Below are 26,081 nucleotides of genomic sequence, written 5' to 3'. Positions count from 1 at the left end.
CATCCGCTCACACAAGCCGACGATCAAGGCCTAGGCTCACCGCGCCCCCGTAGCCCAATCGGTAGAGGCAGGTCCCTTAAAAGGATCACAGTACGGGTTCGAATCCCGTCGGGGGCACCATCTGCATTCCGGTGCCTGAACAGGCATTTTGCTCTTCTCCCTCGTGGTCGCGGCCGCCCGTTCGGCCGTGTCCGCTACCTCCGAACGGTGCCGCGAGGGGAGCCGGAGAGTAACCGGAAGTTGATCATGGTCATCGTTCAGGTGGACGCCGAGCCGGGTGATCTTGAACGGATGTCGTAGCAGCAGGTCAGAGCCCCATCGGTCGTGCTCGGCCGGGCGTTCTGGTCCGCTGGGTCCCGTGGTCGGTTTGTCCGGCTCCGGCGTGTCGAACGGTGTGGCCTTCGTCACGAGCATCTCGGCCGTCCCGTCAAGTTCCCGCTGTAGTTGGCAACTCCCTGATGGGTAACGCCTGAATGGGTTACACACGATCTTGTGACTACGGATCGTGTGAATGGCGGTGGTTCTTCACCCATGCGTGAGCATCTGCGTGGCGTTCTGCGGCTCCAGCCCGAGCGGAGTGCGGAGAACACGCCTGCCATGCAGCGGCGCGGCGACCTGCTTCGCAATGGTGTGGCGGGATGGCTGGACGAGCAGTTGCCCGCGCTCAGGACGCACGCGCCGGTCGAGATGGACGACTGGAAGGTGAAGGCGAGCGACGGCGCTGGGAACAAGAGCGTCATTCCGTGGGTGCGGGTGTACTCGGACGCTCGCTCGCCGGAGGCGACCAAGGGGTGGTACGTCGTCTACCTGTTCCAGGCTCGGGGCGATCGGGTCTACCTGTCGTTGATGCAGGGCAGCAGCGAGCAGAGAGGACGCGAGTTCAAGCCTCGACCGCTGCAGGGTCTGCGGGAGCGTTCGGAGCGAGCACGAGCTGTGCTGGCCGACCGACTGCGTGAGCGCCCCGACCTGGTCGACGTGATCAGCCTCGAGGCGACCAACACGAAACTCGGGCGGGCTTACGAGGCGGGGACCGTCGTGGCGTTCGAGTACCCGGTGGACGCGATGCCTTCCGACGACGTGCTGCGCAACGACCTGATCTTTCTCGCTTCGGTTCTCGGTTACCTCTACGAGCTCCCCGACGACATGGCGCCCGAGGTCGCCGACGCGGTGGTCGCGGCCGATCGGTCGGCCGGGAAGTCGCGGCGAGGCCAGGGTTTTCTGCTCAACGCGGCGGAACGCACGGCCATCGAACGGCGGGCTGTCGCGGTGGCGACGGAGTACCTCGTCGAGCAGGGGTACGAGGTCGCCGACGTCGGTGCCACCGAGTCGTACGACCTCGACGCTCGAGGGGGCGAGGAACACCTTTACGTCGAGGTCAAGGGCACCACGGGAATGTGGACGAGTGCTTCCGAGATCATCTTGACGAAGAACGAGGTCGATCTTCACCTGCAGAAGTACCCCGACAACATGCTGTTGATCGTCAGCAGCATCGTGCTCGACCGCGCCGCCACCCCGCCGTCGGCGTCGGGCGGCAAGCTGAAAGCCATCCACCCGTGGCTGATAGCGCCGGCGAACCTCACCCCGCTGAGCTTTCGATATCTCGTGGGGGAGTGAGGGTCGCTAGGTTGCCGATCATGACTCTCTCGGGCAAGACCTGTGTCGTCACCGGCGCCGCCAGCGGGATCGGCCGAGCCACCGCCGAACTGTTCGTCGACCTGGGCGCCGCGGTCATCGCCACGGACATCGACGAAGCAGGCCTCGACACCCTCGAAGGCGTCACGAAGGTCGTCGGCGACGTGGCCAAGGACGAGGACGCGAAGGCCATGATCCAGGCCGCGGTCGACCAGCAGGGACGCATCGACGTGTTGGTGGCCAACGCGGGCGTCATTCCGTTGATGACCGTCACGGAGGCGACCGGGGACGACTGGGACCACGTCATGGCCGTGGACGGCAGGGGCATGTTCCTCACCTGCAAGTACGCGATCGAGGCCATGCAGGACACCGGCGGCTCGATCGTCACCCTGTCGTCGATCTCCGGGGTGGCGGGGCAGCCGAAGCAGGCGATCTACGGGCCGGCCAAGTTCGTGGCCACAGGGCTCACCAAGCACCTCGCCGTCGAGTGGGCGCACAAGGGAATTCGGGTCAACGCTGTCGCGCCCGGCACGATCCGCACGGCTGTCGTGAAGGACCTCGAAACGACTGACGAGGGCAAGGCCTACGTCGACGGCATGGCGGCCATGCACCCCATGAAGCGGCTCGGCGAGCCCGTGGAGGTGGCCAGGGCCATCGCGTTCCTGGCTTCGGATCAGGCTTCGTTCATCACCGGCGCGATCTTGCCGGTGGACGGCGGCTACTTGGCACAGTAGGGGCGGGGACGCCGAGTGAGTAGAAGGCCTCGGCGAGGCCGCTGGAGGCGAGCACGGCGTTGGACCTGGCGACGTTGTGGCCGGGCGTGAAGTCGTGGCCGGGTTGGGCCAGCGCGCTCGCGCCGACCAGCAAGGCGGACATGGTGAGGTCCGAGTGGCGGTTCGACATGCTTTCGCGGTGGTGGAAGTTCACCGGGAAGCCGTCGGCGAGGACTGTCACCGGGCCCTGGCGCAGGTGGTAGCGGGTGCCCACGACGGCCAGGTCGTCCACGCGGCGGGCCTGGCCTGCCAGGGCTGGGAGGTCGAACTCGACGTCGCGGCTGGAGACGCTGGCCAGGTGCGCGCCCGGTGGTAGCAGGCCGAAGTGTTCGTCGTGCAGGGAACCACGGCCTGTTGTGCCGAAGATGAGCAACGGCCCGTGGTCGCGCAGCAGCACGGACAGGTCGCCGGACGTGGTGTAGCCCTGTTCGCTCGCGCTGAGCCGGCGCAGGACGTCCAGGTCGTGCACCGCCACGCGCATTCGGAGCGAGCGCAGGACCGAGGCCAGGCGTTCGCCCACGTTGCCGAAGCCGATGACGAGGGCTGGGCGGCCTTCCAGCGGTTCGTCCGGGATCAGGTCCCGCACGGCGCGGACGGCGGTGTCGGCCACCCAGTACGACTCGATCGTGCCCTTCATCCGCGACTCGGCCACCGAGAACACCGGGACCGGCAGGCTGGAGAACGGTTCCAGGCGGTAGATGCCCGACATCGTCTGCTCCACGACGCCGCGCACCGACGACAGCAGGTGCGGGGCTTCGGTGAGCAGGGACGGCAGCACGTAGCCGCCGTCGTCGATCACGACGGTCGGGTGGTCCACTGTGGACAAGTGCGATCGCATTGCCTCGACCGAGATGGGCGCGACGGTGACGCCGGACGAACGCAGGTGTGCCGAGACGCGGCGGCGCAGCTGGTACGGGTAGTCCTTGCACAGCACGGTGATCGCCGAGGCGCCCAGCTCCAGCGCCTTCTCGGCCTGCACGACCAGGTCGGTCATCAGGTGGCCCACGATCACCAGCGCCACCCCGTCGAGCCTGGTCGTGAGGTTGGAGAGCAACGGCATGCCCGCCCGTAGCTCCGACGTCTCCAGCGGGGTGAAGCCGATGTCCTCGACGAGCGAGAGCAACGTTCGGGTCAGCTCGCTCGGCATGCCGCCGGTCACCGTTCCGCTCAACAGGTACGTGTCGCGAGGCTCGGTGCGCGGGTCGGCCGGTGGGGCGAGCGTCAGCATCAGCAACGCGGCGTCCGCGTCGCACAGATGTACGCCGCGGCCCAGTCGCCGCGTCAGGAAACCCTGTGCGCGCGCCCGTTTGAGCACACCGCACATCAGCGCGTGGGCTTCCTCGGGTCTAGCACGGAACTTCGTGAGGGCAGTGCCTGTACCACCAACGAACATGCTCGAATAGTGGATCGTGATCGGCGCGAGCGCGTGCCGGATCAGCCCTTCGTGCTACCAGGTCGGGCGAGCCGTCACGCCGCCGTCGACGACCAGGTCGTGGCCCGTGATCCAGGAAGCCAGTTCTGAGGCCAGGAAGACGCACGCGTTGCCGATGTCCTCCGGCGAACCCAGACGCGTCAACGGCGCCGCCGCCTCCCATCGCGCCACGCCTTCCGGCCACTGCGACTCGATGCCCGGGCGGGCGATCAGGCCCGGCGAGACCGTGTTGACGCGGATGCCGGAAGGGCCGTACTCCACCGCGGCCGCCCGCGCGTGCATGATCAGCGCCGCCTTCGACGCGGCGTAGTGGGCGTGGCCGGGGGCCGGGTGCGAGCCCTCGATCGACGCGATGTGCGTGATCGAGCCGACCCCACAACGCACGGCAGCCTGGGTGACGGCGAACGGGCCCGTCAGGTTCGTGTCCACAACGGACTGCCATTGCGCGACGGTCATGTCCGGCAACGGTTCCACGGGCTGCACACCCGCGTTGTTGACGACGGCGTCCAGGTGGCCGTGCACCTCGAAAGCTTCGCGGACCACGCGCTCCGCGTCAGTGCGCAGGTCACCGTCGGCCAGTCCGCGATGGCGAACGACCAGCGCGCCCGCGTCCTCGAACCGGAGAGCTATACCCGCACCCAGACCACCGCCGGCCCCGGTGACCAGCACGACCCTGCCGCTGAGATCGATCACGAGACGATGCCCTCCAACTGTGAGCGAAGCCAGCCAACGATCTCACCACGACCGGCCACGAACCCGTCCGCGCCGACAGGCCAAAACTCCCCGCCCGCCGCGCGCACGAGCACCGAGCCCGCCGCCACGTCCCACGGGTGGATGCCGAGGTTCGCCGCCGCGTCCGCCCGCCCGGCCGCGACCCAGGCCAGCGACAGCGCGGTCACGTACACCCGCCGCACGTCCGCGACCTCCATCAGCGACGACAGCAGCTCCATCTCGCCGGAGTAAGGGCTGCCGGGCAACGGGATGTCGGTCAGCACGAGCGGCCGCGGACTCTCTCCAGGCGCAACGACGAGACCCGTGGACCGCACCGAGAACGGCACACCGACGGCCGCCGTGAACAGCTCGTCGCGGAACGGGTCCAGCACGCACCCCGCCACCAGCTGACCGTCCACAGCCGCCGCCACCGAGATGCACGCCAACGGGATGCCGCGCACGAAGTTCCGCGTGCCGTCGATCGGGTCGACGAACCACGTGACAGAAGCGGAAGCCGACCCGAGCTCCTCCCCGACGACCGCCGAGCCCGGCACACCCGACGTCAAGGCGGACCGCAGGTACGTCTCCACCTCCAGATCAGCTGAGCTGACCTGGTCGTACGCGCCTTTCGAGGCGACTGAGACGTGAGCCTCGTGCAGCAGCTTGGCGGCGTCCAGGCAGGTTTGCGTGGCCAACGAGAGGAGTTCCCCAGGAGTCACTGCTCCATTGTGATCGGTCACAAACACGACCGGCTGACTCTGGGCAACGTCCCACCCGCTTCAGTGACCAGAGCCACCACGATGAGCTGACCTGACGATGACGTTGGAGGTTCGGGATGCGGATCGTGGCCGGGTTGGCGTTCGTGGCGGCATTGGTCGCGGGAACAACCACAGCGCAGGCGGACACCATCGAGTACGTAGCGCTGGGCGACTCGGCGGCGGCCGGCCCGTTGATTCCGAACCAGGATCCTGCCCTGTGGTGCCTGCGCAGCGACCACGACTACCCGCAGGTCGCGGCGGAGATCCTGGGCGCGCAGCTCACCGATGCCACCTGCTCCGGCGCCGAGACCGATCACCTCGCCGGCCGTCAGTTCGGGTTCGTGACGCCGCAGCTCGCCGCGCTCAAGCCGTCCACGGACCTCGTGTCGCTCACGATCGGCGCCAACGACGTCGGCCTGTTCCAGACGGCGTTGAGCTGCATCAACCTCCTGCCCGAACCCGTGGGTATCTCCTGTCACGACCGCTACACGACAGGCGGTGACCAGCTCGCCAAGGCGGTCGACGCGTGGGCACCGGAGCTCGGCGCGGCCCTCGACGCGATCAAGAAGCGCTCGCCGAACGCGAAACTCGTGATCACCGGATACGGCACCTACATCAGGCCCGGTGGCTGCTACCCCGTCCAGCCCGTGTGGGGTCGCGACGGCGACTACCTGCAGAGCGTCATGAACCGGATCAGCGCCGCCGCGAAGTCCGAGGCGACCAAGCGCGGTGCCGCGTTCGTGGACTTCGGCGTGGTGACCGTCGGCCACGACATCTGCGCCGCACCGGCCGACCGGTACCTGGAAGGCCTGGTCCCGACGACGATCGCCGCGCCGCTGCACCCGAACGCGGCGGGGATGCGGGCGTTCGGCACGGCGGTCGCCAAGGCCGCGAAGTGATCGCCTTGCTCGTCGCGGTCGGGCTGACCTTCGCCCCGCTGCCGGTCACCTACCACTCGATCCCGGCGGTCGCGACGACGATCGCACACCCCGGCGCCGCGCCACCCGGTGCGAACGAGTGGACGTGCCGTTCGACCAAGAGGCCAGTAGTGCTGCTGCACGGCACACACGTGAACATGGCGCTCAACTGGAACGCTCTGTCACCCCTGCTGAAGAACAACGGCTTCTGCGTCTTCGCGCTCAACTACGGCGGTCTGCAGTTCGGCCAGGTCGGCGGTACCGGGCCGATCGAGGAGTCCGGCGAGGAGCTGGCGGAGTTCGTCGAACGGGTGCGCATGGCGACCGGATCGTCCGAAGTGGACCTGGTCGGGCACTCGCAGGGCGGCCTGCTCGCCCAGTACTACGTGAAGTTCCTCGGTGGGGCGGCGAAGGTGCACGACGTGGTCGGCCTCGCGCCCACCAGCCACGGCTCGGACGCGCTGGGCGTGGACCGGTGGATCTGGTCGCTGCTGCAGATCTTCCCCGCGCTGGAAGGTGCCATCAGCGCGACGGATCCCGCTGCCCTGCAACAACTGCGCGGTTCGCCGTTCATGAACCGGATGAACGCGACGCCCGACGTCGTGCCGGGTGTGCAGTACACGACGATCACCACCCGCTACGACGGCATCGTCACGCCGTACCGGTCGCAGTTCCTCGACGGCGGCCGCAACGTGGTGCTGCAGGACCTGTGCGCCAACGACTTCGCCGACCACCTGGCGCTCGCGTTCGACCACGTGGCACTGCGGGAGGTGCTCAACGCGCTCGATCCGCAGAACGCGCGAGCACCTGACTGCTCGCGGACCGTCTGGCCGTTGATCGGCGGTTGACGGGCCCGTTTCGACCTCAGCCACGACGATGAAACCTGACCTGACGATGATGTTGGAGGTTCGGAATGCGGATCTTGGCCGGGTTGGCGATGATCACTGTGCTGGTCGCCGGCACAACCACAGCGCAGGCGAGCACCATCGAGTACGTGGCCCTGGGCGACTCGGCCGCGGCGGGCCCGCTGATCCCGAACCAGGACCCCGCTCTGTGGTGCCTGCGCAGCGACCGCAACTACCCGCAGGTCGCCGCCAAGTTCCTCGGCGCGAGACTCGTGGACGTGACCTGCTCCGGCGCGACCACCGACGACTTCGGTGGCCGCCAGTTCGGGTTCGTCGCACCGCAGTACGACGCGTTGAAGAAGACGACCGACCTCGTCTCGATCACCATCGGCGGCAACGACGTCGGGCTGGTGCAGACCGCGTTGAGCTGCCTCAACCTCTTCCCGGAGCCGTTCGGCGTCTCCTGCAAGGACCGGCTCACGGCGGGTGGTGACAAGGTCGCCGCGGACATCGCGAAGTGGGCGCCGGAGTTCGGTGCCGCCCTCGACGAGGTCAAGCGCCGCGCACCGAACGCCAAGATCCTGGTCACCGGCTACGGCACCTACATCCGCCCCGGCGGCTGCCACCCGGTCCAGCCGATCTGGGGCCGTGACGCCGACTACATCCAGGGCTCGGTGAACCTGCTCAGCGCCACGGCGAAGGCCGAGGCGACCAAGCGCGGTGCGGCCTATGTGGACCTGGCGGCGGTCAGCGTCGGGCACGACGCCTGTGCGGCACCGAGCGAGCGTTACCTGGAAGGCCTGATTCCGACGACGATCGCCGCGCCGTTGCACCCCAACGCGGCCGGGATGAAGGCGTTCGGTCTCACGGTCGGGCGCGCTGCGCTGCAAGGGCTGCGGACAGGAGCGTGACGTGCTCGATCCGCGTGGGATCGAGTCCGGTCAGCTCGGCGACCCGGCGCAACCGGTAGTCCACCGTGTTCGGATGCACGTGCAGCTCGGTGGCGGCCGGGCGCCGCGACCCGCGCCGGAGGTAGACCTCCAGCGTGCCGGCGAGCTCCTCGGTCAACGGCGCCACGATCGCGGCCAGCGGTTCGAGAGCCGCGCTGGGTCGGGACAGCTGGTACTCCAGCAGCACGTCGGCCAGCCGGTACAGGCCAGGACCTGACCGCAGCGCGACGAGCAGCACCTCGCGCGCCAACCCGGCGGCGGTCGCGACCCCGGAGGGAGGGGCCGCGACCGCCGCCACCGTCAACGGCACTCCGGCGGCTCGGGTCACGTCCGCGACGATCCGGTCGAGCGGGAGATCCTCGCCGGGCAGCAACGCCAGGCCGCCGTCCACGCCGAGCGACGACAGCACCGGCTCCCTGCTGTGCCGTTCCAGCTCCGTCCGCAACCGCCGCAGTTTCCGGCGCCCCGCAACGGAAGCGTCCACGCCGGGCAGCAGCTCGTCCGGGTGCGGCGGCACGTGCAGCGCCAGGACGACGTAAGGTCCTGGCCCCTCAACGGTTCCAGCGAGCAAACCGGTCAGCAGCGTCTGCCGCGCCGAGCGTTCGTCGTCGAACATCGTCTGCCGCTCGTCGAGATATCCCGCGCTGACCACGGGCGTCACCACCTGGAGGTAGCGCATCGCCAGCGCGTTCAGGGCCAGCACCTCGCCGACCTCCTCCGGACGCGCCTCGGGCACGAGAACGTCCCAGACCACCTGGATGCCCACGTGATAGGCCGTGAGCACGACGTCGATCGGCACGCCCTCCTCCGCTCGACGCGCCGCCGACTCCCGCAGGAACCGCAACTCGTCCGGGGACGGCAGCTCGCGCGTGCGCAGCACCTCCGCGAACGCGCGCAACGTTCCCTCGATCACGCGGGAGATGTCCCCGGACAGCTCCTCGGCGGGCAGCTGCCCGTAGGCGGGCACGCGCTCGATCAGCTCGTGCAGCACCCGCCGCACGAAGTCGGGCATCTCCGCGACGAGCCGCTCGGCCAACGGGCGGCCACCGATCACATAGGACATCAGCCGATTCTGCGGTGTCCGAGCCCCTCGGCGCAGCGGATCTTGCCGGGACAGCCGCGCAGCAGCTTCACCACCGGCGGCTTGGTGATCCGGGCCGGTGCGCGCGAGGCACCGTTCGGCCACTGCACCGAGATCGCCATCGACGACGCGTTGTTGTCGTAGTTCTTCTCCAGCAGCACGCGGTCCGGGTTCGCGACCGTCACGACGTCGTAGGTCCCGGACGCGACCCGCGTGATGTCGAGCCACTGGAACTCGACGTGGTACTTGTAGTCGTCGCCCTTGCCGACCGAGATCCCGAAGAACACGTCGAGCGCTTCCGGGTTGTGGTGCTGGCACTTGTGGCCGTTGAGCTCACGGGCGAGCGCACCGGCGGGGCTGTCGCTCTTCGGCCGGTTGGGCAGGGCCGACGCGTGTGCGCTGGTGTAGCGGTCTCCCAGGCAGAAGCCGTTCTTGCGGTCCGTCACGACCGTGTCGCCGGCCGGTGTGCGCAGCTGGAAGTACTCGAAGCCCATCAGGTGCCAGTGCTCGTGGGCGGCGGCCGGCTCGTAGTAGGACCAGGTGGGGGTAGGGTGCTGCGCCTCGCCGAACGTCATCGGGATCGGTCCGTCCACTTCGGACTGGATCGCCTGCCGGACCGCCATTCGGTCCTGGCGCGTGCTGTCGCGATGGGCGTGCACGAGGAACGGCCCGTCGCCGACGTTGTCCACCGATGTGGTGAACCTCAGGCGCACGGCTCTGATGTCGCCCTCGTCGACGCAGTCGCCGCCGGGGTTCGAAGTATCGGTGACCATGCAGACGTCCCAGGCATCGCACCTGCTCGGATCGCCGTCGTAGCCGCCGGAACACCCCACCGGAGCCTGTTTCAGGTCCGGCAGCAGCTGGGTGGCGGCGTGGGAGGAAGCGGTGAGCGCGGAAGCAGTGACCGCAGCGATGATCACCGCAATGGGTCTCTTGAACACCATCGCACACTAGTTGCGCTGCAACGGTTTCCGTGGCACCCGAAGCCGTGACTCACCCGATCGACTGACACGCCAACGGAAACGCCTCACCGAGACCTAGGGTGCGCCCGGTGAAAATCTCCATGGTGTGCGGCACGCGGCCGGAACTGATCAAGCTCGCTCCGCTCATCCGCCGGTTCGGCGACGAGGCATCCGTCGTCTACACAGGACAGCACTACGACCAGGCGATGTACGCGCGCATCCGCCAGGACATCGCGGAACCGGGCAGCTTCGTCGAGCTCGGCCTGGGCGGCACGAGCCGGGGTGCGCAACTGGGCAACGCGGTCGCCGCACTGGACGCGCACTTCGCCCAAGAACCACCCGATGTGGTGATCGTGCAGGGTGACACGACCTCGGCGCTCGCGGGTGCGTTGGCCGCCAACGCGAACGACCTGAAGCTCGTGCACGTCGAAGCTGGGCTGCGCAGCTACGACCGCGCGATGCCGGAGGAGCACAACCGGGTCGCCATCGACCACCTCGCCGACCTCTGCTGCGCGCCGACGTCGATCAACTTCACCAACCTCGTGGCGGAAGGCGTTGCGGCGGACCGGATCACGGTCACCGGCAACACGGTCGTCGAGGCCCTGGAGGAAGCGCTCCCAACCCATGACGACTCAAGGAAACTGATCGACGGACTCGGGCTCCGGCAGGACGACTACGTGCTCGCCACCGTGCACCGGCCGGAGAACGTGGACGACAAGCACAACCTCGAGACCATCCTCGAAGAGCTCGCGAGGCTCCCGCTGCCGGTCGTGCTCCCGCTGCACCCCCGCACCGCGAAGCAGGTGGCCGCCTTCGGGCTGGACCACCTGCTCACCCGGCTGCGGGTCGTCGAACCCCAGCCCTACAAGGACTTCCTGTCGCTGGCCCGCCACGCCGCCGTCCTCGTGTCCGACTCCGGCGGCGTGCAGGAGGAGGTCAGCGTCCTCAAGCGGCCCGTCGTGGTGGTCCGCCGCAGCACCGAACGGCCGGAGATCGAGGGCACGTTCGGCACGCTGGTGCCGCCCGGCCCCCGAGTCCGGACCGAGGTGCTGCGGTGGCTCGACGACGTGAGCGGACACCGCGCGAGGCTCAAGGACATCCCGTCGCCCTACGGCACCGGTTCGCCGTCCGGGCTCATCGAGGCCGCCGTGCGCAGGATGATCGACGACACCGAGTTCGCCAGTCCGACGCTCGAGTTCCAGCTCGTCACCGAGGGGTAGACGTGGGCGGTGGTGGCGAGCAGCAGTGACGTGCCCGCCACCTCCACCTCCGGCCTCGACGCCAGATATCCCACCGGGTACACGGGTTCCACGAACGGCGCGCGGAAGACGTGCACCTCCTCGACGTCCGCCTCGGGATGCAGCGACTTGAGCTGTGCCGTCCACCTGGCCGCGATCGCGTCGGCGTCCTCGGCGAACAGCGGCGACGAGCGGTCGGTGTAGCGCATGACGTACGCGAGGTGCCGTCCGTCGACCGGTCCGGTCAGCGGCGACATCTCGACGACGCCGTCGAACTCGGTGCCCGACCGCAGCACCGGCGTCCAGTAGTGCCCCGACAACGGCTTGCGCAGCACGAAGAGCGCGTTCACCACGCCCTGGTAGCGCAGGTCCACCGACGGCAGGGTCAACGACGAGTCCGCCACCTGGCGCAACGCCGGCAGCGGGAGCGTGGACACGATCCGGTCAGCCGTGATCACCTCGTCGTCCAGCTCGACGGACCCGTCCCGCACCATCCGGACCGGCGCGGAAGTCCGCACCACGCCGCCATGAGACTCGATAGAGGCCCTCAGCGCGTCGATGATCGTCTTGTAGCCACCGCGGGGATAGCCGCGCACGGCAACGTTGCTTTCGCGCCCCAGCCGCTGCCACAGGTACAGCGCGGGCACGTCTCCGAACGCCGCACCGAACTTCGACCCGAACAGCGGCGCGAACAGATCGGTCCACACCCGGTCGCCGTACAGGCCGCGCAACCAGTCCTCGGTGCGCAGGTTGTCGAGGTCCTTGCCCTTGCCCAACCTGCGCAGCAACACCGACACGGCACCGAACCGAACCCGGTCGACAACACCCAATGCGGTGAACCGCAGGAGGTCCAGCGCCGAGTTGAACGGGTAGTGCCGGCCATCGACGACCATGCCCATGCTGGTGCGCTCCCAGCGGACGTCGTCGCGCAGTCCGAGCTCTTCCAGCAGCGGCAACAGGTTCTCGTCCGTCGGCATGACGCAGTGGTAGAAGCGCTCGACCCACCTGTCGCGCCACGGGAAGAACGTGCCGAGCCCGCCGAGCTGGTCGGACGCCTCCAGCAGCGTGACCTCGACGCCCTCGCGCGCAAGCCGATGTGCGACGGCGAGACCGCAGATGCCACCGCCGATCACGACCGTGCGCATCACAGCTCCCGGTACGGCGCGGGCGTGAGCCGGTCACGCGCCAGCAGCCGGACGTACTGCACGATCGTGCGCCGCAGCTGGAGCTTCGACGGCCCCTGCTTGCGGTCGTACTGCAGCTCCAGCGGCACCTCGGTGATCACCGGGTGGCAGTGCCGCAGCTTGAGCAGCAGCTCGACCATGCACGCGAACCCGCGTTCCTCGACGAGTCGTTCGCCCCAGTGCGTCGAAGCGCGGGTGAGCAGGCTGACCCGGTACGCGCGGAACCCGCTGGTGAAGTCGTGCACGTCGACGAGCCCGAGCACGCGGCGGAACAGCACGGCGGCACCGCGGGAGAGCATCCGGCGGAACAGCGGGGCGGTCTTGTCGTCACCACCGGCGACGAACCGCGAGCAGATCACGACGTCCGCTCCGGCGAGGATCTCGTTGCCCAGCCTGGTGACCAGCGCGGGGTCGTGCGTGTCGTCGGCGTCCATCACGACGATGAAGTCGTCCTCGTCGGCATCGGCCAGCGCGGACCTCAGTCCTGTTTGGACGGCCTGGCCGAGGCCGAGGTTCACCGGGTGGCGGACCAGCCGGACGTCGAGCCCTGTCACGTCCGTTGCCACGTCGGCGGTTCCGTCGGACGACCCGTCGTCGACCACCCACGCGGTGACCTGCTCGGTGCGGGCGACCTCGGCGATGCGGCGCAGCAACGACGGGAGCGAGGCGGCCTCGTTGTAGGCGGGCAGCACGACGTGCGCGCGCCCCCGGACCGGTGTCGCGACCGCGGTCGCGGGTCTTGGGCCGGGCGTCGGCGAGGTGCGGACCTCACGTCCGTCGACTGTCATGCGGCACCCCATTTCATGTTGTCTCAGAGCGGCGGCGAGAATTATTCGCACGCCCGGCAGTAAATTTCGGGCCACCCCTGGCTGACTTCTGCTCGGCAACAGGGGAGCGGAAGGCCGAACTGATTCCGGATGTAATTCGAAAGGGGTACGAGTGTTCCTCGAACGGGTGACGACGGGGCTCGCTGCCGTCATTCTCGGAACATTTTCCTCCCAGATGATCTCGATCGGGTGATCTCGAATGAGACAAAGCGCTGAGGCGGGGTCAAGGGTGGGTCTTCCCCTGGAAGAGTGGTTCGCCGGCGAGCTGACGGCGCCGATGGCGCCGGTGCGTGACGAGGTGCGTCCGCGCGGCTTGCTCGGCCGGGTCAACGGGGTGGCGGTGCTGCTCGTCCTGGTGGACGCGGCCGCACTGCTGGTGATGGCGAACGGCGCCGGTGTGGGCGCCGAGTGGGCGCTCGTGCTGGCGTGCGCGCTGCTGGGAGTGCGGGCGTCGGGGCGGATCTACCGCCGGCGCCTGATGCTGTCGTGGCTGCACGACCTGCCGCGCTCGCTCGCCACGACGGCGATCGCGTTCGCGGTGGTGAGCGTGGGTGCGCTGGCCGTCGGGTGGCCGCCGGAAGTGTTTCCGCAGGTCCTGACGGCTGCCGTGACGTTCACCGTCGTGGGTGAACCGGTGCGGTTGCTGGTGTTCGCGTTCGGGCGGTGGTGCCGCCGCCGGTTCGACCGCTGCGACCGCGCCATCGTGATCGGCGCGGGCAAGGTCGGGACCGATCTCGCCGACGTCATGCTGAGCCACCCCGAGTACGGCCTGCGGCCCGTCGGGTTCATCGACCCCGAACCGCTCGGTGACCGCAAGCTCGCGGTTCCGCTGTTGCACGAGGACCTGGCCACGGCCATCGACCGGCTCGGCGTGGGCACCGTGGTGATCGCGTTCTCGCACGCCGTCGACTCGCCGCTGGTCGACGCGGCCGTCACCGCGCACCGGCTCGGCTGTTCGACGCTCGTCGTGCCGCGGATGTTCGAGCTGCACCAGGACGGGCCGGACGTCGAACGGCTGCGCAGCTATCCGTTGCTGCGCCTGAGCACGGCTCCGACGATGAGGCCGACGTGGTGGATCAAGCGGTTCGTGGAGCGGTCGCTCGCGTTGCTGGCCCTGGTCGTGCTCTCGCCGGTGATCGCGTTGTGCGCGCTGGCGGTGCTGGTCGAGAGCGGCCGGCCGATCATCTTCAAGCAGGTTCGCGTCGGCATGGACGACCGGAAGTTCGTGATCTTCAAGCTGCGCAGCGTCCGGCAGACCGGCGTGGACGACTCGGACGTCCGGTGGTCGGTGGTCGGCGACTCGCGGGTCAGCCGGTTCGGCGCGTTCCTGCGCAGAACGTCGATCGACGAGTTGCCGCAGCTGTGGAACGTGTTGCGCGGAGACATGTGCATTGTCGGACCTCGACCCGAAAGGCCGGGTTTCGTTCGCCAGTTCTCGGCGATCCACGAACTATACTGGGCGCGCCATCGGGTACCCACCGGATTGACCGGGCTCGCCCAGGTCCACGGATTGAGAGGGGACACCTCGATCGTGGACAGATCTCGGTATGACAACTACTACATCGCGAACTGGTCGCTGTGGCTGGACGTCAAAATCGTGCTCTTGACGGTGGGTGAGCTGTGTTGCCGAAGGAATCGCTGACAGGACGTCTCCTGGCGGTGCTGCTCGTTTTCAGCGCGAGCGCGTGCACGTACCTGCCGGTCTCGGACAAGGCCGCGCAGGACAGCCTCGCCCCGCCGGACCCGTCGGTCGTCAGCGGTCCTCACCCGAAGCCGCTCGCGCCCTGTGCGTGGTGGTACGGCATCGGCGCGAAACCGACGTCGTTGCAGCTCAAGTTCGCCGCGGAGCACTACAGCCTGGTGGTGCTCAACGCGTGGGAGACGGCGGCGATGCGTCGCCTGCGCCAGCTGAACCCCAAGGTGAAAGTGCTGGTGTACAAGGACTTCTCCAGCACGCGCAACTACTCGGGCACCGTCGACAACGGTCTGGACGCGACGTACCTGCCGACCGGGCTCGGGTACGTGGCCACGGAGAAGACCAACCCCAGCTGGTTCGCGGTCGACACCGCGGACAAGCGGATCGAGTGGGACGGCTACGAGAAGCACTGGCAGATGACGGTGTGGAACGAGGCCTACCAGCGCGCCTGGACTTCAGCCGTCGTCCAGGAAGTCGTCCGCGAGGGCTGGGACGGAGTGCTGGCGGACAACGACTTCAGCTCGTTGCGCTTCTACTCCGACGCCGTGCTCAAGGGAACGGCGGACGTCGACGCCACCGATCGCCTGCTGCGCGACGGCTTCGACTCGTTCCTCGGCATCGCGGGTGACGAGCTGCAGAAGTCCGGGAAGATGCTGATCCCCAACGTGTCCGAGTCGCACCTGCGGCCCGGCCGGTGGACCGCGCACTCCCGTTACGAGGGCGCGATGGAGGAGAACTTCGGCCTGCGCGACGACGGCGACGACGCGGAGCTGCTCACGTTCCGCGGCAACGAGTTCAAGGAACTGCGCGCCCAGGCCGCCCTCGGCGAGTCGTGGCTGCTGCTGGTCACCCACACCTCCAGCCCGCGCGAGGAACGGGTCGGTTATGCCACGGCCGCGTTGCTCGCCGGTCCGTACACCTGCTGGAACGGCGCTCAGCCCGACTACAAGAACCCGGCGTGGTCGCAGTACCAGGAGGCCGGGCTGGGCGAGGCGGTCGAGGCCGCGAACCGGATGTCCAACGGGTTGTGGACGCGCGCGTTCAGCAACGGCTGGGTGGTGGTGAACCCGACGGGCAAGCCTGTGCAGGTGACGCCGCCCGCCGGGCTCGTCGACATCAACGGGGTGACGCCGACCAGTCCGTTCGAGTTGGCCGGTGCGGACGCCAAGGTGCTGGTGAAGCCGAAGACCGTGCCGAGCACGACGGTCACGGTGCCGACGGTGCCGACGACGACCACCACTACGAAGCCGACGACCACCACTACCAAGCCGACGCTGCCGCCGATTCCTCCGAAGCCAGCGGTCAGCTGAGCTCGCGGTACAGCTCCAGGTGCTTCTTCGCGCACACCTCTGGGCTGAAGCGCTCGCGGGCGTTCTGGGCCAGCAGGCGGCCTGTCACGGCCGGATCCGGGTCGGCGACGAATGCACGCAGCTGCTTGGCCAGCGAGGTGACGTCGTTCGGCGCGGCCAGGCGGAGTGCGGTGCCGGGCACGTCGAGCATGTCCGCCACGCCGCCGGTGTCCGTTGCCACGACGGGCTTTCCGGCGGCCATGGCCTCGGCGATCACCAGTGGCTGCTGTTCCATTGTGGACGGTACGACCAGCGCGTCGTGCTTGCGCAGCAGCTCTGGCACGTCGGTGCGGAAGCCGAGGAACTCGACAGGTTTGCCCTGCGCGAGCTCCTCGCACCTGGCGCGTTCCGGCCCGTCGCCCGCGACGGTGAGTGTCACGTCCGGTGGCAGGGCTTCGAGGAGGATCTGGAGGCCCTTGCGTTCGGTGAGGAGGCCGACGAACAGGAGCTTGCGCACCGGCGTGGTGGGTGGCTCGGCGTCACCGATCGGGACGCAGTTGTCGATGTGCGTGATCCGGTTCGCCGGGACGCGCAGCCGGTCGCGGAGGAACCTGCCCATCGCGGGGGCCGGCACCACCGTGCGGTCGACCCTGCGTGCGACCAGAGCGTCCGCGGCCAGCACGGTCCTGCTGTAGATGGACGGCCTTGACGCTCGTTGGGTGCCGCGGAACCACGGTTCGGTCACGTCGTCCGGTACGCCGTGATACGTGTGCACGACCGGGATGTCGCCCAGTCCGGCGCACACGAGTCCACTGCGGCGGTCTTGTGCGTGCACGACGTCCGGACGCCACGCTTTGAGCGCTGCTCGTGCCTCGCGGCTGGCCTTGAGATCTCCCTTGCGAGGTACGGAGATCTCCTCGTGGTCGACCAGATGCGCGTCCCGGGCCGGTTTCGGGCCGAACACCCTGACGTCCGCCTGCAGTGCCGCGGCGAGCCGGACGGTGACGTCGACCGGGCCGCCCCGGTCCTGGGTGAGCAGGAACGCGACCCTCATCGTGCGTCTCCCTTGAGCTTCTCGACCAGGGTGATGATCTGGTCGGTCATGCGGCCTCGGTCGAACAACGTCTCGGCACGTCGTCGTCCCGTGAGGCCTTCGTGGTCGGCCAGCGACGGATATGAGAGGCGTGCCGACAGCTCTCGTCCGAGTGCGGCGGTGTCTTCCTTCGGCACGACGGCTCCTGCCGGGCCGAGGCTCTGCAGCACGCCGTCGACGTCGAACGCCACGACGGAACGCGCGCACGCCATGGCTTCCAACGGCACCAGGGCCATGCCTTCTGCCCGTGACGGCAGGACGACGACGTCCGCCGCCGCGTAGAACGTCTCGACGTCGTCGCTGTGGCCCCACCACACGACGCCTTCCTGGTCCCGTTGCCAGACCGTCCTCATCGGACCGTCGCCTACGAGGACGAGTTGTGCGTCCGGGACGTCGTTGAGGACTGCCGGCCAGGCTTCGAGCAGGAGGTCCTGGCCTTTTTGCTCGGCGAGCCTGCCGACGCACACCGCGGTCGGCCCGTCCGGCAGGTCGAGGCGGCGCCGGGCGGTGGTGCGGTCGGTGGGGCGCAGTCGGGTGGTGTCGACGCCGTTGCACACGACCTCGGCCTGGGTGGTGACTCCTGCTTCTCGTCCGGACGCCAGTTCGTCGTCGCTCACGCACACCAGTTGGTGCGTCCATCGTGATGCGAAGGCTTCCCAGCGGGTGCAGGCCTTCTGCAGCAGTCCGTCCGAGAGGCGGAACGACCACAGGTGCGGCTGGAAGATCGTCGGGATCCGTCCGCGCACCGCGAGCCTGCCCGCCAACCCGGCTTTGGAGCTGTGCAGGTGTACGACGTCCGGCTTGAGACCGTCGAGGAGTTTGCTCAGCCGCAACGTTTCTCGCAGTGCGGTGGAGGGAGATCGGGTCGCGGGCCACGGATGGATCTCGTCGAGCTGATCGGCGAGCCAGCCTTCCGGTGGGCAGATCACGTGCACGTCCCAGCCGGCGGCACGTTGCGCCAGCACGAGATCCAGCACGACCTTCGCGACGCCCGCCTCGACCGGCTGCGTCACGTGCACGACCTTCACAGGTTTCCTCGCAGTTCCCGGACGGCTTCGCGGTTGAGGGGCAGCACGACGGCCGCGTAGACGCCGAGCAGCACTCCGCCGCTGAGCAGTGCCGCGGCGATTCCTTGGATTGGCAGGACCTGTGCGACGAGTCCGGCGGTGATGGCGCCGGCGAGCGTTCCGGCGACCGTGCGGACGAGTTCTTGTGGTGGGAAGGCGAGTCCGTGCCGCGCCAGCACCCACCAGGTGAGCGGGACGAGCAGCCAGACGATGACGGCCTGAGCGACCGCAACGGCCAGCACGCCGTGCTGGGTGGTGATCATGAGTGCGGTCAGGAGTGCCACCAGGTGGGTGACTTCGAGGGCCAGGTACCAGCGGGCGTGCCCGGCGGCTCTGATGGCCTGGTACCACGTGTGCAGCAGGCCGAGGCCGAGTCCGTAGCCGCACAACGCCACGAGCACCGGCGCAGCGGGCGCCCAGCGTTCGCCGAACAGGGTGATGCGGTCGGCCAGCAGTGCGGTGACCGCGTAGAGGCCGCCGGTGATCATCAGGGTCGCTTTGGTGAACCGCAGCACGGCGCCGGTCATCTTCTGTCCACTTCGGACCAGCTCGGCGCAGACCGGGAACAGCACGCCGCCCAGCACGACCGCCACCAGGATGTACGGCATCCAGGCGATCCGGAACGCGAGCGAGTACACACCGACGGCGGACGGGCCGAGCACGTGCCCGATCGTCAGGTAGTCGACGTTGATCAGCAGGGTGGCGACGACGGCTCCCGGCCCGACAACTGCCGTCCAGCCCAACGCTTCCTTCGCGGCTTCCTGGTCCCAGCGCGGCCTGACTCGTGCGCCCGCCGCGACCGCCAGCACGGGCTGCGCGACGGCCGTGCACAGCAGTCCGACAGCCATCGCGAGTGGGCCATAGCTGAGCGCTGCCAGCACGATCGTGACGGCCGCACCCAGCACCATCCCGCCCGCGTCAGGCAGCATCCGCTTCTGGAAGTCCAGTTCGCGGTGCATCATCGCCATCTGCACGCCGCCGATCGCGGTGAACGGCAGGCTGAGCGCGGCGATCCGGATGAGGTCGGCGGGTGCTCCGAGCGCTTGGCTGACGGGCTCTGCTGCGAGCAACAGCAACGCCGTGATCGCCGTGCCACCCGCGATGCTCATCGTGAGCACCGTGCCCGCGAGCCGTTGCGGGTCGCGGTTCGTCCGGCTGATCACGTCGTAAACGCCGGCCGACTGCACGACCTGGCCGATGTTGACCAGCGACACCACGATCGACACCGCGCCGAGGCCGTCCTCGGTGAGCAGCGCCGCCAGCACCAGCGTCACCGCGACCTGGCAGCCCTTGCTGATCACGTTGACCGCGAAGAGCCACAACGATCCCCGGACCGCCCGCGTGCCGACCTGGTTCGTCACGCGCGTTTCCTGGCCGCGACGACCGTAAGCAGCACCCAGGCCGCGACGACCGCCACGCCGTCGACCGTCACGTCTGCTCGACTACCAAGCGTTTTGACGATCGCTTCGTTGACGAAGTACAGGTGCGCGAACGGAACCGCGAGCGCGAGCAGCGCGATGCCGGTGACCTGCCAGACGCGTTCTTTCCGACGCCGCCAGCACACCACCGCTACCGCTGCCATCGCGGGCACCGCGATCAGGACATCTCCCGGCTGGTGCACCAGCGCCACGACCGCGCCGACACAGGTGATCAGGTCCGCCATCGAACGGCTGTCCTCATCACCCTTGTCGAGCTTGCGCGCGAGAAGAGCAGTGGTTGCGAGGATGCCCAGCAGTGCCAGGAGCTCAGCCGCCGGAGGCAGCCAGTCCGTCACCCGGAAGAACACGGCCGCCGCGTCCACCCGTTGTGCGGACAGGGAGTCGACCGCGCCGTAGTTCGTGTGGCTGGCGTGCGCGAGGTTCGCGGCGATCACGTCGAGGAACGGCCCGACGCCGCCACCCCGGAAGATCAGCAGCCCCACCACCGGCAGACTCGCGATCGCCGCGATGGCGGTACCGCCCAGCGCCACCCGCCGCGACCCGCGCGCGTACAGCAGAATCGCCAGCGGCAGCCCGAACTGCGGCTTCAACCACGCCACCGCCAGCCCGAGCGCAGCCACCCGCGGCCGACTCGACCGCGCCATCAACGCCGCCGCCGCACCCACCGCGATCAACGGGTTGACCTGCCCCACGTACAGCTGAGCCTTGCCCACCTGACTGGTCACCAGCAGGGCCGCGATCACCACCGTGCCGAGCACGAGCGGCAACTTCGCCTGGCGCGCGGCCAACAACCCCAGCACAGCGAGGAGCAGGAGCGACGCCAACGTGAACGCGATCGCGCCGATCCGGTAGTCCGGCAGCGCGAACGGCATGTGCAGCACGAGGTGGTACGGCTGGTAGAGGTTGAAGTTCTGGCGCACCGGCCAGTGCTCGAACATCGCCGCCGGGTCGTACGGGTTGCCGCCCGCCAGGAACTCGCGGATGGGGAAGTACGTGGCGTCGCGGAAGTCCTGGAGCCGCTCCTCGGCGAGGTTGGCCGCGGTGGGAGTGGGGGCTTCCCAGGACGGGCTGAGGGCTCGGGCGGCGCTGAGTGCGCCGACGACGGCCGCGCCGATGGTGAGAAGGGTGCGGGTGTTGGGCTTCGTAGTGGTGATCACGCGAGCGCCTCCGCGACGAGAGCAGAAGGGACTGCAAGCGTTCGGGACGGGACGGCAGGAGGCCGGGATTCGCTCGCTGGCGGCGTCCACACGCTCACCAGGAGCGTGGGCGGCACGTTCGAGGTGTCGACGAAGTCCTCCGGCACCTCTTCGGTTTCGGCGGTCATGCCAGCACCACCGCCACCAGCACCGCCGAGCCCGGCAGCACGGCCAACGCAGCCGCGAGGTCACTCGGCTCGCTGTCGGCATCAGCGACCGCGATCACTGCCGTGCCCTCGCCGGGCTCGCCTGCCTTGTCCGGCAACGAGTCCGCGAGCGACTCGGCCTGAGCACTGAGGCCGTGATCCGCCGGAATCACCCGCACCGGCCGAGCCGCCGCGACGCACAACGCGGCCAGCCGGTCGAGCATGCCGGGGTCGTCCTCCCGCACCAGCGCCACCGGATGCCGCACCCCGGCAGCGGCGATCGCAGCGCGCACGGCCGCCTCACCCGTGCGAGGCCGCCGCAACGTTCGCAGCGCGGCGGTGGCGATGCCCGCGGCCAGTGCTGCGGCCAAAGCCAGGCCCGCCGCGAGCTTCCAGTCCGGGGCGCCGCGGGTGGTGTCCGGGCGTTCGTCGAGCACGCGCAACCGTCCGGCAGGGGCGAGGAGGTTCGCGTCCGCCACGGTTTTGGCCACGGCGGTCACGGCGGCCGAAGCTGCGGAAGCCGAACCCGCGCGCACCGACAACCGCGCCAGGCCCGATGCCGGCACCAGCTCCACACCCACACCCGACGCGATGTCCTGAGCGGTGAGGCCCGAGGCGGCCGCGGCGGCGTCCAGCACGGTCGGGCTGTGCACCAGCTGGACGATCGCGGGCATTGCCAAGGACGCCACCTCGCCGTACTGGGCGGCGGAGTCGGTTTGCGCGACGGGCACGGCGAGCACGGCCACCCGTGACTCGTACTGCTCGCCGCGCAAGGAGGTCACCGCCAGCACGAGCACCGCGACGACCAGCGCCACCGCCGTCGCCTCCAGCAGCGTGCGCTTGTTCACCGTCGTTCTCCCACAAAGTTTCGGAGCAGTTCGTCGTAGGACTTCATGAAGGTGTGCGGGTCGTGGTCGCGTTCCACGGCGGCCTGGCCCTCGGCACCAACTGCGGCACACGCCCGAGCGTCGAACAGGAACGAGGCCAGCGCGGAAGCGGTCGCCTCAGGTGAACGACGTGGCACGAGCACGCCACCGCCGCCGGACAGGGCCTCGCGCACACCGTCCACATCGGACGCCACGACCGGGCGACCCGCCGCGAGCGACTCCAGCACCGCGATCGGCATGCCCTCCCAGTCGCTGGTGAGCACCACCACGTCGGCGGCCTCCAACAGGTCCGGAACGTCGCACCGGGTGCCGAGGAAACGCACGCGGTCGTCCACCCCGAGTTCGGAAGCGCGCTGTTCGAGCTCGGACCGCAGGCTGCCGTCGCCGGCCAGCAGCAGCACGGCACCGGCGACGCGTGACCACGCCTCCAGCAGCACGTCGTGCCGCTTCTGGGGTTCGAGCCGGGCAGGGCACAACGCCACCGGCACGTCAGCGCCGATGCCGAGCACTCCGCGCACCGCGGCCCGAGGTACGCGAGGAGGTTCGGCGAACACCGCGTTCGGGATCACCTCGACCACAAGGCCTCCGACGCGCAACCGATCCGCGCTCGCCTCGGACACCGCCACCACCGCACGTGAAGTGCGGCGCAGGACCCGCGCCGCACCGGCCAGATCCGCCTCGGCAACGCCGTGGAACACCGTCACCACGGGACGGCCACGCGCTGCCAACCGGGCCACGAGCGACGCGGACACGTTGTGCGCCACCACGACATCGGGGGAGAAGGCGCGAACCGCCGACCGCACGGCGGAAACAGCCCGAAGCACACCAGAGGCCCGACGCCGGGCCACCGGTACGTCGAACGTCGAGAACCCCTGCGCGCGCAGGGCTTCGGCCCGATGGCCGCCGCCGCTCGCGACACCCGACTCCCAGCCGAAGTCGGAGCCGGACCGCACCATGCCCGCGACCACGGCCTCGGCGCCTCCCGCGCCCATCTCACTGATGACGTGCAAGACACGCATCGCGCTCACGCTCCTCAAGGCGGATCTGAGCCGCGATCGCCACCGCGACCAGCGACCAGATCGGCAGGTAGTACTGCTCGGACAGGAAGGTCGACGCCACCAGCGCGGCGATCAGCGAGGCCTGGATCGCGAGCATCGGCCGCCGATCGGTGCTGACCCGCAGCACGCGTTCCGTTGCCACGAACGCCATCGCGACCGCGCCGAGGAAACAGGCCAGGCCGGGCAGCCCCAGCTCCGCGCCGACCTCCAGGTAGATGTTGTGCGCCACCGGTTGTTGCTCGTCGATCTCGGCGTTGCGCGAAGCAGCCGCGTACGAGCTGCGGAACCCGCCGGGTCCGACGCCCAACGCGGGGTTGTCGGCCAGCATCCGGGCGGCGGCCTGCCAGCGCAGCTCGCGAGTGTCCACATTGGTCGCCGCGATGTACTTCTTCTCGTCGAGCGCCCGATCCAGCACCGGACCCGCGAACACGACGGCACCGAGCCCGATGACCACGAGCCCGCCCACCGTCGCCGCCACCGCGCGCAGAGACAGCCCACGCCGCGCCACGAGCCACACAGCGGCGCAAGCCAGCGCGATGCCACCACCACGGGAGAACGTCGCCGCCGCACCTGCCGCCAGCACCGCGCCGATCGGCAGCAGGAACCGGCGCGCAGGCAACGCGATCAGCAACGGCAGCGCCACCACGAGGAAGTACGCGAGGTCGTTCGGATCCTCCAGCGGACCGGTCGCCCGCGGCTCACCCTCGAAAACCAGGCTGTACAACGCCCCGAGCGCCGCGCACAACGCACCACCGACGGCGGCGGCCAGCACGTCGCGTACCGGCACCTCGCGCGCCACGACGTCCACCAGCACGGCGGTGATCACGAGGAACGGCAGGAACCGCTGGGCGTAGTCGAGCGTGAACTGGTCACCCGCGTGCACGGCCGACGACGCCAGCAGCACCACGGCGAAGACGGCCAGCAACACGTGCAACGGATGACGAGCGGGCAGACGACGCTCACGGACGCGTTGCGCGACCCACGACACGATCAGCAGCCCCGGCGCCACCTTGGCGAGATGCGGGTGCACCTCTTGCAGGTAACCCTCGAGTGGGGCGAGCAGGACCGTGGCGCAGACGAGGAAGCGCAGCAACAACGTCATCCGCGCAGCGACTGTCATCCGCACAGCTCCACCGAGCGTTCGCGGAGCAGCGTCAGCCGATCGACCTGCGTCCCAGTGCCCACCACGTCGAAGTGCTTCCGCAGCAACGACAACACCCAGCCGAGCAGCGCCACCTTCTGCGAGCCCGGCACCGCCATGCCCGGGAAGAACTCCATCCCCGGTGCCTCGGCGCCGCTCAGCACGTCCGTCGGGTGCAGCAGCAACGACGGCGCGGTGCCCGTCGCCAGGCACAACCGCAGCGCCGCCCGGAAGTAGCCTCGCGCCAGCCGTGGCGAGATCTGGTGCAGCTGCAACAGGTACGCGCCGTGGATCGGCACCCGCAGCAACGGCATCGTCGTCACCGGCAGCTCGACGAGCCCGGTGCCACCCCAGCGATACGGCTTGTTCGGCGTGAACACCTTGCCGAACCCGCCGAAGAGATCGCCGGCAGACGGGTTCTGAGCCGTGCGGTTGTGATACGCCCGAGCCAGCGGACCGATCCAGGTGGGCAACGTGCTCGCGTCGTACCGATAGCCGCGCGAAGCCAGCAGCTCCAGCAGGACAGGAGTGACGCTGTAACCGGGACCGCGAAACCCGACGGGCCGCGCAGCGCCAGCGGCCACGAGAGCGTCCTCGGCCCGGACCAGCTCCGCCTCCAGCTCGGCCCGCGAGTACCGGTGCAGCCACGGCTCGTGCCCCCACGAGTGGTTCGCGACCTCGTGCCCCGCCGCCACGACGTCACGCACGGCCTGCGCCCCGTCGTCGCGCTCGGCGTCCGCGCCGACCACGAAAACCGTTGTGGTGAGCCGATGTTCACCGAAGACGTCCAGCAACCGAGGCACGGCCGTGGCGAGGAAGCTCGGCCTGCTTTCCCAGCTGGAGTCGCCGTGGGTCTTGAGATAGGCCCACAGGTTGTCCAGGTCCAGCGAAACGCTCGCGGTCCTCATCTGGCGACCTCGACCTTGCCCTGCTGCGGCACGCCCAGCGTCAGCACACCGGCGACGACCAGCGTCATCCCGAACCCGACGGCCCACTCCCAGCCCGGCGTGATCCGGTCACCGAGCATCCCGATGCCGATCACCGACGTGAGCACTACGGTCGTCGCGTCCATGGCCGCCACCGACGACGTGGCCGTGCCGCGCTGCAACGCCACCGCGAGACAGGACTGGCCGACCAGCGCCGCCACGATCATCAGCCACGTCAACGGGTTCAGCAGCACGTCGAGCGCCGACCCGTCCGCGACGGACCGGCCGATGATCGCCACCACCGCGAACGCGACCCCGGCGAGCACCGAGATGATCACGGCGTTCGCGCCCTGCGCCGCCCGTGAGCAGAACAGGACCACGAGCAGCGGCAGCCCGAGCCAGATCAGGCCCGGCACCGTCGGGATGTCCTTCGCGACCGACGACTCCGACGCGGTGACCAGCAGGACGAGCCCGGCCGCCATCATCACCAGTACCGCGATCTCCACCGGCCGCACGTGCCATTTCAGCACCAGCAGACCGAATGCGGTCGCCAGTCCGACGGCACACGAAGAACCCGCCTGCACCAGGTACAGCGGCAGCTCGGCGCGAGCGAGAAAAGCAAACCCGAAACCACCCACCTGGCCCGCGAAACCGAACAGGTAAAGACGGTCCTTGGCCAAGCGCGCCAGCAGCCCCAGTCCGCTTCCCGGCCGACGGTCCGCACGCTGCGCAGCCACTGTCTGGGCCACGATGCCCAGGCCGTAGAGCGCGGTGGAGACAACGAGCTCAAGGTATCCGGACAACGCAGGACCTCCCTCGTCAAGGCCCCGAAG

25 protein-coding genes and 1 tRNA gene are annotated in these 26,081 nt (G+C 69.2%); 9 read left to right on the top strand and 17 right to left on the bottom strand.

What is annotated here, in order from left to right:
• Positions 1-43 precede the first annotated feature (43 nt).
• The 3 genes from AB0M24_RS32900 (at position 44) to AB0M24_RS32890 (ending at position 2,366) form a co-directional block, all read left to right on the top strand.
• Positions 44-120: transfer RNA gene (locus tag AB0M24_RS32900), tRNA-Leu, on the top strand.
• Between the two features lie 411 nt (positions 121-531).
• A complete protein-coding gene (locus AB0M24_RS32895; protein WP_363776866.1) occupies positions 532-1,614 on the top strand; it encodes a DUF3578 domain-containing protein in 1,083 nt (360 codons plus the stop codon).
• 20 nt (positions 1,615-1,634) lie between these two features.
• Positions 1,635-2,366 (top strand): SDR family NAD(P)-dependent oxidoreductase, encoded by a 732-nt coding sequence (locus tag AB0M24_RS32890; RefSeq protein ID WP_363776864.1) that lies wholly within the window; start codon positions 1,635-1,637, stop codon positions 2,364-2,366.
• Here the strand turns inward: AB0M24_RS32890 and AB0M24_RS32885 are convergent.
• Genes AB0M24_RS32885 through AB0M24_RS32875 form a run of 3 tightly spaced genes read right to left on the bottom strand, consistent with a single transcriptional unit; the run spans position 2,320 to position 5,267 of the window.
• The gene (locus AB0M24_RS32885; protein WP_363776861.1) at positions 2,320-3,798 is read right to left on the bottom strand and encodes a hypothetical protein; all 1,479 of its coding nucleotides are present in this window, start codon (positions 3,796-3,798) and stop codon (positions 2,320-2,322) included. The genes AB0M24_RS32890 and AB0M24_RS32885 overlap by 47 nt on opposite strands.
• 54 nt (positions 3,799-3,852) lie before the next feature.
• Positions 3,853-4,530: an SDR family oxidoreductase gene (locus AB0M24_RS32880; protein ID WP_363776858.1), complete on the bottom strand. Its 678-nt coding sequence runs from the start codon at positions 4,528-4,530 to the stop codon at positions 3,853-3,855.
• A complete protein-coding gene (locus AB0M24_RS32875; protein ID WP_363776855.1) occupies positions 4,527-5,267 on the bottom strand; it encodes an inositol monophosphatase in 741 nt (246 codons plus the stop codon). Before AB0M24_RS32875 ends, AB0M24_RS32880 begins: the two co-directional genes overlap by 4 nt.
• Before the next feature lie 116 nt (positions 5,268-5,383).
• Here AB0M24_RS32875 and AB0M24_RS32870 point away from each other — a divergent pair, with 116 nt between their 5' ends.
• From AB0M24_RS32870 to AB0M24_RS32860, 3 genes are all read left to right on the top strand, one after another.
• Positions 5,384-6,205 carry an SGNH/GDSL hydrolase family protein gene (locus tag AB0M24_RS32870; RefSeq protein WP_363776852.1) on the top strand — a complete coding sequence of 274 codons (822 nt, stop codon included), beginning with the start codon at positions 5,384-5,386 and terminating at the stop codon, positions 6,203-6,205.
• Positions 6,202-7,071 (top strand): alpha/beta fold hydrolase, encoded by an 870-nt coding sequence (locus tag AB0M24_RS32865; protein WP_363776849.1) that lies wholly within the window; start codon positions 6,202-6,204, stop codon positions 7,069-7,071. Before AB0M24_RS32870 ends, AB0M24_RS32865 begins: the two co-directional genes overlap by 4 nt.
• A gap of 65 nt (positions 7,072-7,136) precedes the next feature.
• The gene (locus AB0M24_RS32860) at positions 7,137-7,979 is read left to right on the top strand and encodes an SGNH/GDSL hydrolase family protein (protein WP_363776846.1); all 843 of its coding nucleotides are present in this window, start codon (positions 7,137-7,139) and stop codon (positions 7,977-7,979) included.
• Here the strand turns inward: AB0M24_RS32860 and AB0M24_RS32855 are convergent.
• On the bottom strand, positions 7,933-9,081 hold the full coding sequence (locus AB0M24_RS32855) for a helix-turn-helix domain-containing protein (protein WP_363776843.1): 1,149 nt from the start codon (positions 9,079-9,081) through the stop codon (positions 7,933-7,935). The two genes, AB0M24_RS32860 and AB0M24_RS32855, sit on opposite strands and share 47 nt — an antisense overlap.
• Positions 9,081-10,043, bottom strand: a complete 963-nt coding sequence (locus AB0M24_RS32850) for a lysyl oxidase family protein (protein ID WP_363776839.1) — start codon at positions 10,041-10,043, stop codon at positions 9,081-9,083. Before AB0M24_RS32850 ends, AB0M24_RS32855 begins: the two co-directional genes overlap by 1 nt.
• Positions 10,044-10,150: 107 nt before the next feature.
• Between AB0M24_RS32850 and wecB the strand changes: the two genes are divergently transcribed.
• Positions 10,151-11,281, top strand: coding sequence for a UDP-N-acetylglucosamine 2-epimerase (non-hydrolyzing) (wecB, locus tag AB0M24_RS32845; RefSeq protein WP_363776836.1), 1,131 nt, complete (start codon positions 10,151-10,153; stop codon positions 11,279-11,281).
• On the opposite strand, the gene AB0M24_RS32840 is transcribed toward wecB, so the two are convergent.
• The gene (locus AB0M24_RS32840; protein WP_363776833.1) at positions 11,170-12,444 is read right to left on the bottom strand and encodes an FAD-dependent oxidoreductase; all 1,275 of its coding nucleotides are present in this window, start codon (positions 12,442-12,444) and stop codon (positions 11,170-11,172) included. The two genes, wecB and AB0M24_RS32840, sit on opposite strands and share 112 nt — an antisense overlap.
• Positions 12,444-13,271 carry a glycosyltransferase gene (locus AB0M24_RS32835; RefSeq protein WP_363776830.1) on the bottom strand — a complete coding sequence of 276 codons (828 nt, stop codon included), beginning with the start codon at positions 13,269-13,271 and terminating at the stop codon, positions 12,444-12,446. Before AB0M24_RS32835 ends, AB0M24_RS32840 begins: the two co-directional genes overlap by 1 nt.
• A 268-nt stretch (positions 13,272-13,539) precedes the next feature.
• Here AB0M24_RS32835 and AB0M24_RS32830 point away from each other — a divergent pair, with 268 nt between their 5' ends.
• Together AB0M24_RS32830 and AB0M24_RS32825 are read left to right on the top strand one after the other, a co-directional pair.
• Positions 13,540-14,952 carry a sugar transferase gene (locus AB0M24_RS32830; protein WP_363776827.1) on the top strand — a complete coding sequence of 471 codons (1,413 nt, stop codon included), beginning with the start codon at positions 13,540-13,542 and terminating at the stop codon, positions 14,950-14,952.
• Complete coding sequence (locus AB0M24_RS32825) at positions 14,931-16,316, top strand: putative glycoside hydrolase family 15 protein (protein WP_363776824.1); 1,386 nt, start codon at positions 14,931-14,933, stop codon at positions 16,314-16,316. Before AB0M24_RS32830 ends, AB0M24_RS32825 begins: the two co-directional genes overlap by 22 nt.
• Here AB0M24_RS32825 and AB0M24_RS32820 read toward each other — a convergent pair.
• The 10 genes from AB0M24_RS32820 to AB0M24_RS32775 are packed head-to-tail and all read right to left on the bottom strand — an operon-like array spanning position 16,309 to position 26,051.
• Positions 16,309-17,349: a glycosyltransferase family 4 protein gene (locus AB0M24_RS32820; protein WP_363776822.1), complete on the bottom strand. Its 1,041-nt coding sequence runs from the start codon at positions 17,347-17,349 to the stop codon at positions 16,309-16,311. The genes AB0M24_RS32825 and AB0M24_RS32820 overlap by 8 nt on opposite strands.
• Positions 17,346-18,401, bottom strand: coding sequence for a glycosyltransferase (locus AB0M24_RS32815; RefSeq protein WP_363776819.1), 1,056 nt, complete (start codon positions 18,399-18,401; stop codon positions 17,346-17,348). The genes AB0M24_RS32820 and AB0M24_RS32815 overlap by 4 nt, the downstream gene beginning before the upstream one ends.
• A gap of 11 nt (positions 18,402-18,412) precedes the next feature.
• Positions 18,413-19,816: an oligosaccharide flippase family protein gene (locus tag AB0M24_RS32810; RefSeq protein WP_363776816.1), complete on the bottom strand. Its 1,404-nt coding sequence runs from the start codon at positions 19,814-19,816 to the stop codon at positions 18,413-18,415.
• Positions 19,813-21,051, bottom strand: a complete 1,239-nt coding sequence (locus tag AB0M24_RS32805) for a glycosyltransferase family 87 protein (protein WP_363776813.1) — start codon at positions 21,049-21,051, stop codon at positions 19,813-19,815. Before AB0M24_RS32805 ends, AB0M24_RS32810 begins: the two co-directional genes overlap by 4 nt.
• Entirely contained in the window at positions 21,048-21,218 is a 171-nt protein-coding gene (locus AB0M24_RS32800) for a hypothetical protein (protein WP_363776810.1), read from the bottom strand. The genes AB0M24_RS32805 and AB0M24_RS32800 overlap by 4 nt, the downstream gene beginning before the upstream one ends.
• Positions 21,215-22,084, bottom strand: coding sequence for a hypothetical protein (locus AB0M24_RS32795; protein ID WP_363776807.1), 870 nt, complete (start codon positions 22,082-22,084; stop codon positions 21,215-21,217). The genes AB0M24_RS32800 and AB0M24_RS32795 overlap by 4 nt, the downstream gene beginning before the upstream one ends.
• Positions 22,081-23,142, bottom strand: a complete 1,062-nt coding sequence (locus AB0M24_RS32790) for a glycosyltransferase (RefSeq protein WP_363776804.1) — start codon at positions 23,140-23,142, stop codon at positions 22,081-22,083. The genes AB0M24_RS32795 and AB0M24_RS32790 overlap by 4 nt, the downstream gene beginning before the upstream one ends.
• Complete coding sequence (locus AB0M24_RS32785; RefSeq protein WP_363776801.1) at positions 23,117-24,301, bottom strand: O-antigen ligase family protein; 1,185 nt, start codon at positions 24,299-24,301, stop codon at positions 23,117-23,119. The genes AB0M24_RS32790 and AB0M24_RS32785 overlap by 26 nt, the downstream gene beginning before the upstream one ends.
• Positions 24,298-25,230, bottom strand: coding sequence for a polysaccharide deacetylase family protein (locus tag AB0M24_RS32780; protein ID WP_363776798.1), 933 nt, complete (start codon positions 25,228-25,230; stop codon positions 24,298-24,300). Before AB0M24_RS32780 ends, AB0M24_RS32785 begins: the two co-directional genes overlap by 4 nt.
• Entirely contained in the window at positions 25,227-26,051 is an 825-nt protein-coding gene (locus tag AB0M24_RS32775; protein ID WP_363776795.1) for a hypothetical protein, read from the bottom strand. Before AB0M24_RS32775 ends, AB0M24_RS32780 begins: the two co-directional genes overlap by 4 nt.
• Between the last annotated feature and the right edge of the window lie 30 nt (positions 26,052-26,081).

It is taken from the genome of Lentzea sp. NPDC051838 (assembly GCF_040681245.1).
Lineage (GTDB): Bacteria > Actinomycetota > Actinomycetes > Mycobacteriales > Pseudonocardiaceae > Lentzea.
Note: the sequence above shows the minus strand (reverse complement) of the source record. Positions and strands in the feature narration are given on the sequence as shown.